This is a genomic window from Agaribacter marinus (assembly GCF_030160655.1).
GTDB lineage: Bacteria > Pseudomonadota > Gammaproteobacteria > Enterobacterales > Alteromonadaceae > Glaciecola > Glaciecola marina.
This window is the reverse complement of the sequence record NZ_BSOT01000005.1, coordinates 1925324-1940622: the sequence shown is the minus strand read 5'-3', so window position 1 is coordinate 1940622 and position 15299 is coordinate 1925324. Positions and strand designations below refer to the sequence as shown.

General features: G+C 41.3%; 12 protein-coding genes. 9 read left to right on the top strand and 3 right to left on the bottom strand.

The window, feature by feature from the left end:
• Positions 1-41 precede the first annotated feature (41 nt).
• Both QQK00_RS10130 and QQK00_RS10125 read left to right on the top strand, forming a co-directional pair.
• Positions 42-1721, top strand: a complete 1680-nt coding sequence (locus tag QQK00_RS10130; RefSeq protein WP_284217388.1) for a hypothetical protein — start codon at positions 42-44, stop codon at positions 1719-1721.
• Between the two features lie 35 nt (positions 1722-1756).
• Positions 1757-2092: a hypothetical protein gene (locus QQK00_RS10125; RefSeq protein WP_284217387.1), complete on the top strand. Its 336-nt coding sequence runs from the start codon at positions 1757-1759 to the stop codon at positions 2090-2092.
• Here the strand turns inward: QQK00_RS10125 and QQK00_RS10120 are convergent.
• The 3 genes from QQK00_RS10120 to QQK00_RS10110 are packed head-to-tail and all read right to left on the bottom strand — an operon-like array spanning position 2085 to position 6238.
• Entirely contained in the window at positions 2085-3623 is a 1539-nt protein-coding gene (locus QQK00_RS10120; RefSeq protein WP_284217386.1) for a Ppx/GppA phosphatase family protein, read from the bottom strand. The genes QQK00_RS10125 and QQK00_RS10120 overlap by 8 nt on opposite strands.
• Positions 3624-5687 carry a polyphosphate kinase 1 gene (gene ppk1 / locus QQK00_RS10115; protein WP_284217385.1) on the bottom strand — a complete coding sequence of 688 codons (2064 nt, stop codon included), beginning with the start codon at positions 5685-5687 and terminating at the stop codon, positions 3624-3626.
• A gap of 11 nt (positions 5688-5698) precedes the next feature.
• Positions 5699-6238 (bottom strand): glycine cleavage system transcriptional repressor, encoded by a 540-nt coding sequence (locus QQK00_RS10110; protein WP_284217384.1) that lies wholly within the window; start codon positions 6236-6238, stop codon positions 5699-5701.
• A gap of 92 nt (positions 6239-6330) precedes the next feature.
• Between QQK00_RS10110 and QQK00_RS10105 the strand changes: the two genes are divergently transcribed.
• The 7 genes from QQK00_RS10105 to QQK00_RS10075 all read left to right on the top strand — a co-directional run bounded on the left by QQK00_RS10105 (position 6331) and on the right by QQK00_RS10075 (position 15298).
• Entirely contained in the window at positions 6331-8502 is a 2172-nt protein-coding gene (locus tag QQK00_RS10105; RefSeq protein ID WP_284217383.1) for an ABC transporter permease subunit, read from the top strand.
• Positions 8495-10039 carry a phosphate ABC transporter permease PstA gene (pstA, locus tag QQK00_RS10100; RefSeq protein WP_284217382.1) on the top strand — a complete coding sequence of 515 codons (1545 nt, stop codon included), beginning with the start codon at positions 8495-8497 and terminating at the stop codon, positions 10037-10039. Before QQK00_RS10105 ends, pstA begins: the two co-directional genes overlap by 8 nt.
• Entirely contained in the window at positions 10040-10846 is an 807-nt protein-coding gene (pstB, locus tag QQK00_RS10095) for a phosphate ABC transporter ATP-binding protein PstB (protein ID WP_284217381.1), read from the top strand.
• 5 nt (positions 10847-10851) lie between these two features.
• Positions 10852-11565: a phosphate signaling complex protein PhoU gene (phoU, locus tag QQK00_RS10090; protein ID WP_284217380.1), complete on the top strand. Its 714-nt coding sequence runs from the start codon at positions 10852-10854 to the stop codon at positions 11563-11565.
• 170 nt (positions 11566-11735) lie between these two features.
• Positions 11736-13028 (top strand): inorganic phosphate transporter, encoded by a 1293-nt coding sequence (locus QQK00_RS10085; protein ID WP_284217379.1) that lies wholly within the window; start codon positions 11736-11738, stop codon positions 13026-13028.
• Between the two features lie 62 nt (positions 13029-13090).
• Positions 13091-14002 (top strand): hydrogen peroxide-inducible genes activator, encoded by a 912-nt coding sequence (locus tag QQK00_RS10080; RefSeq protein WP_284217378.1) that lies wholly within the window; start codon positions 13091-13093, stop codon positions 14000-14002.
• A 144-nt stretch (positions 14003-14146) separates the two neighbouring features.
• A complete protein-coding gene (locus tag QQK00_RS10075; RefSeq protein WP_284217377.1) occupies positions 14147-15298 on the top strand; it encodes a beta-ketoacyl-ACP synthase III in 1152 nt (383 codons plus the stop codon).
• Position 15299: the final 1 nt, after the last annotated feature.

Sequence of the window (15299 nt, the reverse complement as noted above, 5' to 3'; positions counted from 1 at the left end):
ATGGAGTAAGACGACAAAAAAATAACTCAAGGATGATACTAATGAAAACCGTTATTCCAATTGTAGCTATCGTTATATTTGTTATTGGCTGGTTCCTATACGCAGATAAGCTCTACGACACTGAAACACGTAGAGTGCCTCATTCTGCTGAACTTTCTCTTGAAGGAGGTACGCAAGGTTCAGTTAGTGTGAAGATTGAACGTAATGACCTGATGAATGCGACTGAGCCAAATACTTGTTCTGAATCACTATATCGAGCGTTAGGCGCATCTGACCAGACAAATTTTGACGCCGAAGATTATTATTCGATGGTTAAGTACGCATACGAATCTGATACGCAGGCAGTATTAGAATGGGGGAGCCAACTAAAAATACTTCTTGTAGAGCTCAACGCTGCTAAATCCGAGTCAAACTGGGACGGTTTATTGAATAAAGTTGGAAGTGGTGAGATAGATGTTTCTGCGCTTACTGCGAAAGGACAACATTTGTTTGATTTGGTTGTGATGATGGACGCGCCTGACGAGACCTTAACAGAATTGGTCAGTATGGGCTTTTCCCCGTCGATGAGGCTTTTTCAAAAGTTTTCAAAGACTCAATGGATTTATTCGAATCAAGATTTACACTGGCTAGATTCTTTTTATATTCCTGATATTTCTTATACAATCATCGAGAATGGAGAGATGTATAATTTTGCAACTTATTCTCTTAAAAATAGAAATATTAATGCTTATGATTATTGGGTGTCTAAAGGGGTCAACGCAAACCTAGATGAACTGTCTATTGACGTATTACGTAATTTAGTTGATGCAATAGATTCAAATGCCTTAATCCAGAATGGCACGCTTGATGTGAATATTGCGGCTTTGAGGGAAAATGTTGTTCGAGAGTTGGAAAGCAAAATCGATAACCATGACAATGCTGATCCGCCTGAAGATATGCTAGCGTTAAGGAACAGTAAACTAAAAGCGTACTCTAATTTTCAATTATACCCAGTAAGAATCTGCTCAAACTCCAGCAAAGTCAGAGTCATTGATGTTGAAACCAATATGGTAGTGGATAGCATCTTAGAAAGTTTCGATGAAAAGAGCATAGTTACTGCTGACATTCATCCATTTTATGTAGATCTTTATTTTATACGGCAGAAGGATAAATTAACCTATGACGTTCATGATGTCGCTGAAAGTAATGCGGCCGATAAGGAATTCATCAGCCGAGTAGGTAAGCATGACTATGTTGTAATAACAGATAAATACATAACGAAAGAGCTACATTTTGTCGACTATCTTATTTCTATTGAAGCCGACGCTAGTTTAGTAACTCGCCTAATCGACAAAGGATATTATATTGGATATCCCAGATTAATTTATTACCTAAATGAAGCTGATACCAAGGAATACATGCTGTCTATCATGAAAGCAACAGATCGTGATTTTGGTATGTTGCAACATGGAAAGAGCCTAGCTTACGTCGCGGCAACTTATCAACAGATTGATACGCTTAAAATGTTGGAAAAAGAGTTTGGTATAAAAATAGATGGTCATGGGACTGACGCTGTACATACTATTCTAAGCTCACCATATGTTTTAGATTATGTAGATATTTTAAAATACCTTTTAAAAAATAGACCATTGACTAAACATCATAAGGCCATTTTGCAAATTTATAAAGAATATGAACATGAAAAATATATGGCGTTAGTTGCTTCGCTCGACTTGGAATAATTGCAAATAGTTGTATATGTATACCGGAGATAGTATTGATTAACTTTATTATTGTGTTCCCTGTCATATTGTTGTTACCCATTATTTTCTTTTTCAGGTGGGGTATATTGAGGTGGAAAGACACCTCAAAAAGCTACCAAGCTAAAAAGGCGGTTTGGTATTCCATTATCTCCGGTGGTAGCTGGACAGTTATATTGTTAATTATTGTTATATCAAAGCTAATAGGACGAGCGACGTGGATGCTAGAAATGATACTCTTTATCCCGTTAGCGGTTATTATTTCTATTGTATCGATTGTTTCTATTGTGAATGCGAAAACGACAGGTATGGCTCGTTTAGACAAAAATCACTCAGACAACGAGCTTAAATAAGGGCTAAGTTAAACTCAATATCATTCCAATAGCTTGCTTCAGCATGCAGATCTGTCGCTAATAAAGGATGCTCTGCAAGTGTTGTATGATCAAACGACAATTGTAATTGTTCCGTGGTAGTTGCTGATATCGAGTCTGGCACTACAGCACCAGCCCTTGTCAGGTTCAGTAGAATGGATAGTCGCAGAATTAATAGTAAATGAATGACTTGTTGCTTATCGTAATTCACAAATTCTGGCAATTCTGCCAAGCGAATACGCTTTCGGTGAAACCTTACCAATACACTAATGAGCATTTGCTGTTCTTGGTGAAACCCTGGCATTTCGGATTGTTGCAATATGTATGCAGAATGCTTTTGAATCCCTTTTGAATTAATTTGTAAACCGACTTCATGTAGCAAGCTTGCCCAGCCTAAGATAAACCTAAACTGGGGGCTATCTAGGTGCCAATCAGCTTTGACTTGAGCGTATAGATGCATGCTCGTTTGCAACACATTGTGAGCGAATGCAGTATCTACATGATACCGTTTTGCCATACTTTGCGCAGTGCGTAAACACACGTTTTGGGTCAATTGTTCAGGTTGCAATTCGTATAGCACACCTTCACGCAGGGCGGGTGGCGTGTACTCAACGTTTTCAATCTGTAGGGACTGAAAAATGCCCAACATAATGCACAAACCTGCTACAAATACGGGCTTTCGCTCATCTGTTAACCCGGGGAAGTCTAAGTTGTCTGAGTGGCCTTTTTCGATGCATCTTGCTAGTAACAGTTGCAGTTCGTGCTGCGTGAAAGGATGTGTTGGTTCACCGCTTTCTTCATAGTGAATGACATTTGCAATCGCTTTGGCGGTGCCTGAGCTGGCATATACCTTTTCCCATTTAAATCGGCAAAGGCTTATCGAGGGTAATTCCAGTTCGCGTTTTGCCGCGGTAATGGCATCTTTACAGCCTTTTTGCGTGATTTTGTCGTCCGCAAAAAAGCGCGAATGAAAACTCACGCAGCCCATGTTTAAGCTGCGACAGATATCGGGTATTAAACCCTCTCCAATAGCAAACTCTGTCGAGCCGCCGCCAATATCAAACACCAGGTGAGGCGCGTTACCTCTTAATGAGCTGGTAACGCCCACGTAAATCAAACGTGCCTCTTCTGCCCCTGCCACTATATCAATCTGATAAGGGAACACTTTTTTGGCCGCTCGCAAGAAGTCTTTTGAGTTAACCGCCTTTCTTAATGTATAGGTCGCGACCACTCTTACTTTTTGATGAGGCAGGCCTTGCAACGTGCTTGCCATTGCTTGTAATGCCTGCGTACCTAAATCAATATATTCTTGCGATAAGCGATTTTTACTATCGAGTCCTTCAGCAAGCCTTACTTTGTGCTTTACTTTATTTACTAACTGTAATGAGCCTTCGACTACTCTTACCACAACTAAGTGAAAACTATTTGAGCCAATGTCTAAAGCGGCGTAATGTTCATATTCACTCTCGTCGATAGTATTGAAGACTTGGTATAAGTTAGTATCGTCCGGCACTTAACTCTCCTCACGCTCAGTCAAATATTGATGGATTTGTATTTGTGAACGCAGTTTTTTACGATTTCCGCGCTTTACGTACTCATTAACTTGATGTTCGTCTATTACCCTTGATTTCAGCGTATCCTTGAATTGGAAATCTAGCAAGGCATCAATTAGCTCTCTTGCTTCTGGTGACTTTACTGGGCAACCAACTTCGATTCGATAATCCATGTTTCTGGTCATCCAATCCGCAGACGAAATGAAGTATTTAGGGTCGCCGCCATTTTCAAATACCATTATGCGCGGGTGCTCCAAAAATCTATCGACAACACTGATGATTTCGATATTCTCGCTTAAGCCTGCGACGCCCGGAATCAACGAACACATCCCTCGAATGATTGCGCGTACTTTTACACCGGATTGTGATGCTCGATAGAGATCGTCTATTAACTCGTTGTCAACTAAGTTATTAATTTTTAAGGTGATCTGCGCAAAATGGCCTTCAGTGCAGCGCTGAATCTCTTGTCGTATTAGCGATTGAATTTTACTACGGGCGTTTACGGGTGATACCTGTAGTTGGTTAAATCGGACTTTTTTGTAGGGGTTCTGAATCATTTCGAACACTTGTACTGCTTCGGTTGCAAGCATGTCGTCACAAGTAAATAATGACAAATCAGTATAAATTTTTGCGGTTTTTTCGTTGAAGTTTCCTGTACCAAAGTGTGCGTAATGTTTAACTTTGCCGCGTTCTTCACGCGTCACAATACATAGTTTGCTGTGTATTTTTACGTTCGGATTACCTAATACAACTTTTATCCCAGCATCGGTCATCCGTTTAGACCACGCAATGTTGTTTTCCTCGTCAAAGCGCGCCCTAAGCTCAACAACAACGGTTACTTTTTTACCGTTATCAACCGCATCTACAAGGGACGATATGATCCTAGAATGAGAGGCAACACGGTATATATTTAAACGAATATGCCTTACTTGCGGGTCAAATGCTGCTTGGCGCACAAATTCAGTAAAATGTGTAAAGTCATGGTATGGGTAATAAAGTAAAATATCGCCATTGGTTATCGCGTCAAATACGGTATTGTGTTGCCCAAATGCCTTACTGCGGATTACGGGCAGCTTTGTATGCTCTAGATATGCTCTGCCGGGGTTTGGAAAACCGATAAAGTCTTTAAAGTTACGGTAGTGCCCCGCGGATTGTATAGTATCAATGGTTGATATTTTTAAGCGCTTGCGCAAATCATCAATCATCTCTTCAGGTACGCCTTGGTCGTGAATAATTCGCACGGGTTCTGCGATTAAACGTTGTTTCATACTCTCAGACATTTTTTCAACGTAGCTTTCGTCAATTTCATCGTTGATGGAGTATTCGGCGTCTCGGGTAATTTTAAATGAAAAGGCTTTTGCGGTATCAAATCGTACAAAACCCCGGAATATCTCTTCAACGCACAGTTTAATGATATCGTCGATTAAGATGATTTGCTTTTTAACGCGTGAGCCATCGGGAGGCAATACAACGAAGCGAGACATCGCATTGGTTGGAATTTCTACCACCGCGTATTTAGGGTTTTTCCCTGGGCGATAAAGTGCTACATGAAGATAAACCGAACTGTCATTGAGTCGTTGCAGCAGTTGAACTTTGTTGTCTAAGAGGATTGGCGCAACGTGCATTAATATTTTTTCGCGGAAATATTTTTCTGCCCACTTCACTTGCGCTTCAGTTAGCTGCTGATAATGCAATATGTGAATGTTGTAGCGTCTTAAGTCCTTGGTAACTTGTTTATGTAATTGATCGAATTTTCGAGATAACTTTTTTACCTTGCGTTGAATTTCTCGTAATAGGTTTGTGTATTCTTCCACGAGTGTCATTTCACCATCGCTTTGGCAAATGGCGATCATACGCTTAACATCGGCTACCCGTACACGATAAAACTCGTCTAGATTATTACTGTAAATACCCAAAAATCGGATACGCTCAACAACGGGAGTATTCGGATCTGCTGCTTCCTGCAATACGCGCTCATTGAACGATAGCCAACTGAGTTCTTTCGGGAAATATAAACTACTCATGCGCTCTCTTCCTATTCAAATTCCACGATTAAATCGTCAGCTAATGCTTCAATTGATTCTTTTAGTTGGCTTGGCTCTACATCAGGTTGACACTGAATACTCAAGTTGGCAATGAACAAACTGTTACCCCAGTTTGGCGCGCTTTCGCACGTCGTATTCAGTGTCATTATGTTGATATTAAAGGTGTTCAGCGTAGATGTAATATCGCTAACAATGCCTTGTCGGTCATTTCCTGTGACTTTTATTTGTGTTTCTACAAGTGCAGCGTTGCCGGTGCTATTTTTTGTGCTTAATAGACAGTCATTTTCGGCAGGATTCAGTGCTACAGGTGTAAGGGTGATGTGCAAATTGCTTATATTGTTGCAGGCTGTAATCAGTTGCTGATGTTTACTTTGCGGTAACATTACCTGAACGAAACCTGCGAACTGGCCAGCTAGGTGGCAAAAGCTACTTTTTAGCCAGTTGCCTTGTGCGTCTTTAATACATTGGGCGATTTCGTTAACCAGACCAACTTTGTCTTTACCGATTACTGTGAGTATCATCGCTTGCATACTTCTTACCTTTTTTCATTGTAATGTCATAGAAGTAGTGTGTTATTATCGCAGAAAGATTGCATCTTTATGAAATTTATTACAAAAATAATATGCAGCACCACTTAAAACGTTCAAATGAAAACGCTCGTTTTCGAAAAGATTTGCTTGCAAAGCGAGTGGTTACCTCATTTGGGTGGCTCGTCTTAGTGACGTTTTTTTTACTCATTGCCCATATTGTTGGCAATTCACTGCCGTTACTAAAAACACCAAAAATTGAATATCAATCTTCTATACAACTTCCAAAATCCGAGCACTTAGTTTCAATACGGCATGGCAGCGAAGAGGCTATTTTTATTAGCCGCGTTAATCATATTGAACAGAACAAATGTGGTGTTGGTTTATATGAACTGTCCTCTGTTTTGGGTAAACAATTATCGTTTTCCAAATATGATTGCAACAACAATTTTGCAGTCATCGAAAATGACATGGACTTTCAACATGCCTATGCGCGCATAAGCGACTCAGGCACCATTGAGTTAAGGCGTATAGAAGTGAGTGGTAATGATATTCGTGCACTTTTGTTTGGTTCATTCGACATGCCTGAAAGCACGATACACCGAATTTACGAGGCCGAAAAGAACAGCGAATATCCATTAAAATGGCAAAGTAAAATTCATGACAATGTCTTTTATCTTTGGTCAATTACTTCAGATAATCAACTGATTCGTATAACAAAAACACTTAATAATTACGCTCCCGCCATTTTGTTTGAAAAAAAACAAATCGTTGATTACATGCCGTTAGTCAATTTTTCGCAGCATTTGTACGTGAATGAAGAGCGTATTGTCATTCACAATAGCCAAGATCTTCCAGTACAAACGATAGACATAAAAAACAACGCAAATGTCCACTTATTGCCGAACGAATATGGTTTTTTAGTTTCAGAAGACAATGCGTATAAAGTATGGGGAGGGGTTAATAAGCAGGGTGTTTTTGAGTTTCAAGCAATTGCCAGTTATGAAAATTTGCTTTCTGGCAGGATCTTATCATTAACGTTTGACCGGCAAAGTGCAGTGATTTTTGCTTTAACAGAAAAATCTAGAGTGCTGATTATCAATAATGCGACGTTTGAAGTTGTGAATGAGCAGCCACTTAGAATGGCGTCTGAAGCACTTTTTGTCATCGGTAATTCGGTTTATCTGCAAAACAAAGATAAATTATTCTACTATGCATCTATTGATTTGCAGGGAGTAACCACATGGAAAAGCTTATTTTCGCCTATTCAATATTTGGGGTATCTAGCGCCATCGCACATATGGCAAACGAGCACGGCAAGTAATGAAGCTCAACAGAAATTTAGCTTGGTACCTTTAATACTCGGTAGTCTCAAAGCTTCATTTTTAGCGTTATTTGTTGCTGTCCCGTTGGCCTTAGGAGCAGCGATCTATACTGCTTACTTTGCAACAAACGAAGCGAGGACTTGGATTAAGCCTGGCATCGAAATGATTGAGGCTATTCCTTCCGTTATTATTGGTTTTATTGCTGCCGTCTGGTTGGCGCCATTTGCTGAAAGGTCGCTGATTGCGATTGTATTACTCATTGCGCTATTACCCGTAGTCTTGCTTGGTGTTGTGGCGCTGCATGGGCATATTCGTAACAAGTACCCTAACATCGCTGCAAGAGTATCTTATTTACCGTTGTTGTGCTTGGCTCTTACCATAGCGTCTTTAATACTATTTTTGACCACAACTGTCGTGCAAGAAGCATTGCTCAGTAATGGCGGTAACTTTTTAGTTAACTATCTCGGTAATTTAACCCTCACTAAAACATCTATTGTGGTGGCTTTGGCTTTGGGGGTAGCAATTACGCCGACAATATATACGCTTGTTGATGATGCCCTGTATGAAGTGCCGGATGGCGTGAAGCAAGCCGCTTTTGCGCTTGGTGCCACCGAAATCCAAACCTTATTGAGAGTTGTTTTGCTTGTGGCTCTCCCAAGTATCATATCTGCGGTGATGTTGGGGTTTGGCAGAGCTTTTGGTGAAACAATGATTGTCCTTATGGTGACGGGCAATACGCCGATTGCAGATTGGGATTTACTGTCGGGTTTACGTTCGTTGACCTCAAATTTAACGATTGAACTGCAAGAGTCATCACAAGGCAGTAAGCACTACAATATTTTATTTTTAACCGCCGCGATATTGTTTGCATTTACCTTCGTAATAAATACTGTTGCAGCTTTCATTAAGCGTAGCTTACGGGCAAAAGTTGACCATGAATAAATTGCCGAACATTCATTGGCGCCAGTCATTCGCCGAGAGCTTAAGTATTGTGTGCATATCAATACTGTTTATTTTTTTGGTGGCGATGGTGATTTTTATTAGTTACCAAGGTGGACGCCATTTTGTACCTGCAAATGTGCATTTGGTCACCATTAAAAATACATCTGGCGTTGCAGAACGACATTTTCAACCGACCAGTAGTACAGCGACGGCACTTGAAAATATTCTAAAAAAGCGATTTTCAAAACAGTTTGAGCGACAACCGTCGTTGATACCCGTTGTCAGCGTAGAAAATCGTCACGACGTAATACAAATAGACTCCTTGGGGGGGAATGTTTACTTTGGTGATTTTGTTGAGCTAATTTCGCCACTAGAAAATAATGTCGCGCTTGAACAATTGGACAATTTACTTGTAACAACGCAAATACTTAATTCTGAGCTAAATGAAATTCAATCACAAAAGCTTATGCCATTGCATCGAGCAATCGCCAAAATGTATGCGGAAAAAGTGGGGGAAAACAGTCCAGCCCTAGAAAAAGCGTATGCAGAGTTTTATCGCTGGCAATCTTATGCAGACAGCATTGGCAAACAACTAAGTGACTATAAAATAGCTTTGCTTGACGCAAACGGTGAACTGTTTCATGTTGAGTTATCTACCGTTCGAGATTTAACGCAGCCAAACAAATTAGGGGGCATTGACACTGCAATTATGGTGGTAAGCAACATTTGGCAGTTTTTAAGTAATGAGCCCAAGCAAGCAGCTACTGCCGGTGGTGTTTTTCCCGCAATATTTGGTACGTTATTAATGGTGCTATTGATGACGATAGTCGTTGCGCCATTTGGCATGATTGCGGCGATTTACCTCCATGAGTACGCGCCAGCGAATCGAACGACTGAACTTATTCGCATCGGCATAAGCAATATGGCGGCAGTGCCATCAGTTGTTTACGGCGTATTTGGTCTTGGTTTCTTTGTTTATACATTGGGTGGTTCGATTGATCAGTTGTTGTATTCTAACAACCTGCCTTCACCGACGTTTGGTACGCCGGGTTTATTGTGGGCGTCGCTAACGATGGGTTTGCTTACCTTACCTGTCGTTATTGTGTCGGCTGAAGAAGGCTTACGTAGGGTACCCAGTGGACTCAGAGAAGGTAGCTATGCACTCGGTGCAACTAAGTTAGAAACAATACAAAAAGTGGTTTTGCCGATGGCAAGCCCTGGTATGTTAACCGGTATAATCTTGGCTATTGCGCGAGCGGCGGGAGAGGTCGCTCCTTTGATTCTTGTGGGGGCGGTTAAATTTGCGCCAAACTTGCCTATTGACAGCGAGTTTCCTTATGTCCATTTGGAGCGTCAATTCATGCATTTAGGTGTATTCATTTATGATGGCGCATTTCACAATCAAATTGAAAGCCCAAGTTCCTCAATGATGTTTGCGTCTTGTATGTTACTTTTGCTCATGGTGTTTTTATTGAATATTTCAGCCATTTTGTTTAGGAAGCGTTTGCGTGATAAGTACGAAAGGAGTCATATGTAAATGTTTAAATTGTTTGAACGAGAAACCTTAGCGGTCGATGAAATATCACAAGCGCAAACGGGCATTGATGTTAGGCATTTAAATGTATGGCTGAACCGCAAAGTAGTATTGAACGATATATCTATTCGCATTCCGAAAAATCGAATTACTGCGCTTATTGGCCAAAGTGGGTGTGGTAAGACTACCTTGCTTAATAGCTTCAATCGAATGAATGATTTAAATCGTTACCATAAATGTGACGGCGAGGTTTGGATTAATGAACGCAATATTTATGACCGTAAAGAACGAGTGGCGACACTGAGGACTCAAATTGGTATGGTCTTTCAGCGACCAAATCCTTTCCCCATGAGCATATACGAGAACGTGTGTTTTGGCCTAAAAATTAAGGGAGAAAAAAACCGACGAGTCTTAGATGATGCTGTTGAACGCTCGCTTAAACAAGCTGCTTTGTGGAGTGACGTTAGAGACCGGTTATTTGACTCCGCGTTGTTATTGTCTGGCGGACAGCAACAACGTTTGATGATTGCACGAGCGCTGGCGCTATCACCTGAAATTTTGCTATTGGACGAACCGACATCAGCCTTAGATCCGCTCACCACATTGCATATCGAAGAACTCATTAATGAGTTAAAAAAACAATGTACTATCGTTATTGTGACACACAATATGCAACAGGCTGCGAGAGTATCTGATTACGCGGCGTTTATGCACCACGGTGAATTAATTGAATTTTCTGATAGTGATTCACTTTTCACCATGCCAGAAAAACAACAGACTGAAGACTATATTACTGGGCGATATGGATAACTATTATGCGTAGACAGCTACAACTCAATACACATATCTCCGCTAGGTACAATCAAGAGTTAGAGGCGTTAAAACATTCTGTTTTAACTATGGGAGGGCTAATTGAGCAACAATTAGTCAACACCCTTGTTGCGATGCAAGAAAAAATCCCTAACCTTGCTGAACGCGTGAGTTTGAATGATAGTAAAGTTGACGCAATGGAATCTCAGGTAGAGCAAGAATGTATGCGTATTATTGCCAAACGCAATCCAACAGCGGGTGATCTACGGCTGGTAATGACGGTGGCGAAAACGGCAACAGATTTAGAGCGTATTGGTGATGAAATTGCACGTGTTGCTCGACTTGTGTCCTCAGGACAGATGCCAAATTCTGACTTGGTGACGTCAGGTATATTAGATATTGGCAATCGGATTGTCAGTATGATGAGAGCAACCTTGGACGCATTTGCCCGTCAGGACGATAAAGCAGCGATATTGGCGCATCAACTAGACAATGATATCGATAGGGTGTACAAAAAAGTACTTGAACAAACGGCGTCGGAAATACAATCTAACCCAGAAGACATAAATAATTGGTTAGATGTTCTTTGGGCAGTAAGAGCATTTGAACGAGTGGGGGATAGGTGTAAAAATATTTGCGAATACGTAATTTATTTGACTTATGGGCGAAATTTGAAAAGCTCTTCAATGAAGAAAACGGTCAAGAAATTGTTGAAATAAGAAATAAACGGTTTTGATTGTCGGAGAAACACACGATAAAGTGTTTTCTGCATGTTGATATCAATCCACTAAAGGTTTATATTTCGCTTCAAATTTTTACGCACTCCTCTAAGATGCAAATTATGCTTATTCTTGGTGCATTAGGATGCAAAAAAAGGCCCTGATTTTTAATGGATATTTTAACAAGCTATAGCTTGATTCTTGTTACTCTTGCTGCTGTATTTGGCTTCATTATGGCGTGGGGTATTGGGGCTAACGACGTTGCCAATGCAATGGGTACCTCGGTTGGCGCAAAAGCCATCACACTCAAGCAGGCCATTCTAATTGCAATGGTATTTGAATTTGCCGGTGCATATTTAGCCGGTGGCGAAGTGACATCCACAATCCGCAAAGGCATTATCGACAGCGCCTATTTTCAAGAGGTGCCTGAGCTGCTTGTCATTGGCATGATATCTTCATTGCTTGCTGCTGGTACGTGGCTGGTCATTGCATCATATTACGGTTGGCCTGTGTCGACGACGCATTCGATTATCGGTGCAATTGTGGGCTTTACCGCTGTAGGCGTCAGTGCTGATGCTGTTTCTTGGAATAAAGTGGGAGGTATTGTTGGTAGCTGGGTAGTGACCCCTGCAATCTCCGGTATTATTGCCATTCTAATATTCACCAGCGCGAAAAAACTTATCTTTGACCGAGACCATCCATTGGCTTACGCCAATAAATATGTACCGATTTATATGGGCTTGGCTGGCTTTATTATGTCGTTAGTGACGATAAAAAAGGGCTTGAAGCATGTTGGTTTAGATCTGCCGGCCGCTCAAGGATACTTATTGGCATGTGTCATTGGTGTCATTGTCGCCATAATTGGTTCAGTGGTTATTCGAAGATTAAATCGAGGAAAACTACCGTCGAACACTGGAATAGATGCTATGACGCCCGAGCAACAACAAGTGCGCGTTGAAAAGGTATTCGCGGTACTTATGGTGTTAACTGCTTGTTGTATGGCTTTTGCGCATGGTTCAAACGATGTTGCTAATGCAATTGGCCCACTTGCTGCTGTTGTTAGCGTTGTGAGCAACAACGGCCAAATACTCGACAATTCGCCGCTAGCGTGGTGGATATTGCCTCTTGGCGGTATCGGTATTGTGATGGGCTTAGCCTTTTTTGGTCACCGCGTCATGAAAACGATTGGCCACAAAATTACGCATTTAACGCCCTCTAGAGGCTTTGCTGCTGAGCTTGCCGCAGCAACGACTGTGTTGGTTGCTTCAGGGACAGGCTTGCCTATCTCTACAACACAAACCTTAGTGGGAGCAGTGCTAGGTGTTGGTATTGCACAAGGGATTTCAGCGGTAGACGGCAGAACAATTCGTACTATTGTAACGTCTTGGGTAGTCACTTTACCTGCAGGCGCCTTGCTTTCGATTATTATATTCTTCGTATTAAAGTTCTCTTTTGGTGCTTAGGTTGTCCCGATACTGACAAGTGTGTTATAAGTTAATTAAAACAATAACATAGTGTTAGGTCATTGAGATTTCCTAATTTAAAACATTTGTATTACTTGGTTGTGCTGCATAAAGAGCAGCACTTTTTGCGCGCCGCTCAAAAATGCAATGTCAGTCAGTCCACATTAAGCACTGCTATTCAGAATTTGGAAGAAGTATTAGGACATCAACTATTAGAGCGCGAACATAAAACGTTCGTCTTCACTGAATTTGGTGAGGCAATGGTTGAGCGTTCAAAAGACTTGTTGGCGCATACGCAAGATTGGGTTGATTTTGCAGACTCTGCCGGTGACTGGACATCTGGCGTGTTAAAACTTGGTGTAATACCGACAATTGCCCCCTTTATTTTTGAGCAACTGATTAACACTATTCATGAAGATTTGCCAAAGCTTAGCTTACAACTAGTCGAAGATACAACAGACAATCTGCTGGAACAGCTAATGGATGGCAAGCTTGATTTGCTGGTGTTAGCATTACCGATGAATACCCCCGGATGCAAGCAACTCTTGCTAGGTACTGACCCTTTTCATTTAGTCGCGCATACCACGAATACTGGCGATCTTGGCACGTCAGTTGATATCGACGACTTACCCAATGACAGTATATTTTTATTACAAAAAGAACACTGTTTAACAGAACATGCGGTGTCTGCGTGTGGTTTAGCGCATAAATCCCAAGTGAGTTCGTTAACGGCGAGCAGTTTGCATACCTTAGTTTCATTGGTAAATAGTAAAATGGGCTATAGCTTTATGCCCGCAATGGCCCTTAAAAAGGGTATCCTAGAAGGAACCGACGTAGTTTCATTACCCGCAGAACAAGACGCCTTTAGGGAAATCGGCCTAGCATGGCGAAATGGGACTACAAGAGTGCAATTGTTTAGGCACCTTGCAAAACTGCTTGCGCCTTTAATGCCCAATAGTGAGCACATACTTTAATCACGGTATTGATGTAAGTTTACGCGCATACTACCATTAAACATATATACCAAACACAACACGTAAAAAGGCTCTAAGCACGTGAAGATACTTAAATTTGCGGGGCTTAAATGAATATATGGCTAAAATAATAGAAGAAATAGTATGTCTGAAGTAGTTCTTAAACAAGCTGTCTCAAGGCAGGTCGTGCTTAGTGGTTCGGGCCTTTGGACGCCTGAATATAAAATATCTAACGAAGAACTCGTAAACGCATACAACAACTATGCTGATTGGTATAACGAGCACCATAAAGCCGATATAGACGACGGGAATATTAGTGCAAAGCCTCATTCTTCGGCGGATTTTGTACAAAAGGCCTCAGGTATTAAACAGCGGTATGTGTATTGTAAAGAGGGTATCTTGGACGTAAATCGAATGCGCCCGAATATTCCTACTCGTGGTGACAATGAACTGTCGCATCAAGCCGAAATTGCAGTTAACGCGGCGACAAAAGCGTTAGCGTCCGCAAATAAATCAGCGTCAGATGTTGATGTAGTTATTGTGTCATGCGCTTATACGCAGCGGTCATACCCAGCAATCGCGATTGAGGTGCAAGCGGCATTAGGTATTAATGGGTTTGCGTTTGACATGTTAGTTGCATGTTCAGCCGCCACGTTTGGTATGCATAGAGCTTACGAAATGATTGCTGCCGGTACGGCAAATACTGTACTTGTTATTAATCCAGAGTTGGTTTCACCGCAAGTAAACTATAAAGACCGCGACAGCCACTTTATTTTCGGTGATGTAGCAACTGCTACAGTATTTGAGTCTGCAAATACTGTAAACAGTGAGCATGCCTTCGACGTTTTATCCACCAAAGCGGTGACCAAATACTCAAACAACATTCGGTCGAATTTTGGGTATATGACCCATGCCACCGATGAAGACCCTTACGCTGCGGATAAACTTTTTCATCAAGAAGGGCGAAAAGTATTCAAAGAAGTATGCCCAATGGCGGCGGAACATATTACTGAGCACCTTACTGCGCATGATTTAGTGCCGAATGACTTGAGACGTTGGTGGCTACATCAGGCGAACATCAATATGAATGTATTGATCAGTAAGCGCTTACTTGGTCGAGACGCTAATAAAGATGAAGCCCCTATTGTTTTAGACGAGTATGCAAATACGGCGTCAGCAGGTTCAGTTATTGCATTTAACTTACACCACCAGGACATGAATACTGGTGACTACGGCATCCTGTGTTCATTCGGCGCTGGGTATTCAATTGGTAGTTTGTTAGTACAAAAAAGGTAAT

Excerpts from the sequence above, each read along its gene's own strand:
- QQK00_RS10130 (WP_284217388.1), top strand. The coding sequence starts at position 42 with ATGAAAACCGTTATTCCAATTGTAGCTATCGTTATATTTGTTATTGGC.
- pstB (WP_284217381.1), top strand. The coding sequence starts at position 10,040 with ATGTTTAAATTGTTTGAACGAGAAACCTTAGCGGTCGATGAAATATCA.
- QQK00_RS10085 (WP_284217379.1), top strand. The coding sequence starts at position 11,736 with ATGGATATTTTAACAAGCTATAGCTTGATTCTTGTTACTCTTGCTGCT.
- pstA (WP_284217382.1), top strand. The coding sequence starts at position 8,495 with ATGAATAAATTGCCGAACATTCATTGGCGCCAGTCATTCGCCGAGAGC.
- phoU (WP_284217380.1), top strand. The coding sequence starts at position 10,852 with ATGCGTAGACAGCTACAACTCAATACACATATCTCCGCTAGGTACAAT.
- QQK00_RS10105 (WP_284217383.1), top strand. The coding sequence starts at position 6,331 with ATGCAGCACCACTTAAAACGTTCAAATGAAAACGCTCGTTTTCGAAAA.
- ppk1 (WP_284217385.1), bottom strand. The coding sequence starts at position 5,687 with ATGAGTAGTTTATATTTCCCGAAAGAACTCAGTTGGCTATCGTTCAAT.
- QQK00_RS10110 (WP_284217384.1), bottom strand. The coding sequence starts at position 6,238 with ATGCAAGCGATGATACTCACAGTAATCGGTAAAGACAAAGTTGGTCTG.
- QQK00_RS10075 (WP_284217377.1), top strand. The coding sequence starts at position 14,147 with ATGTCTGAAGTAGTTCTTAAACAAGCTGTCTCAAGGCAGGTCGTGCTT.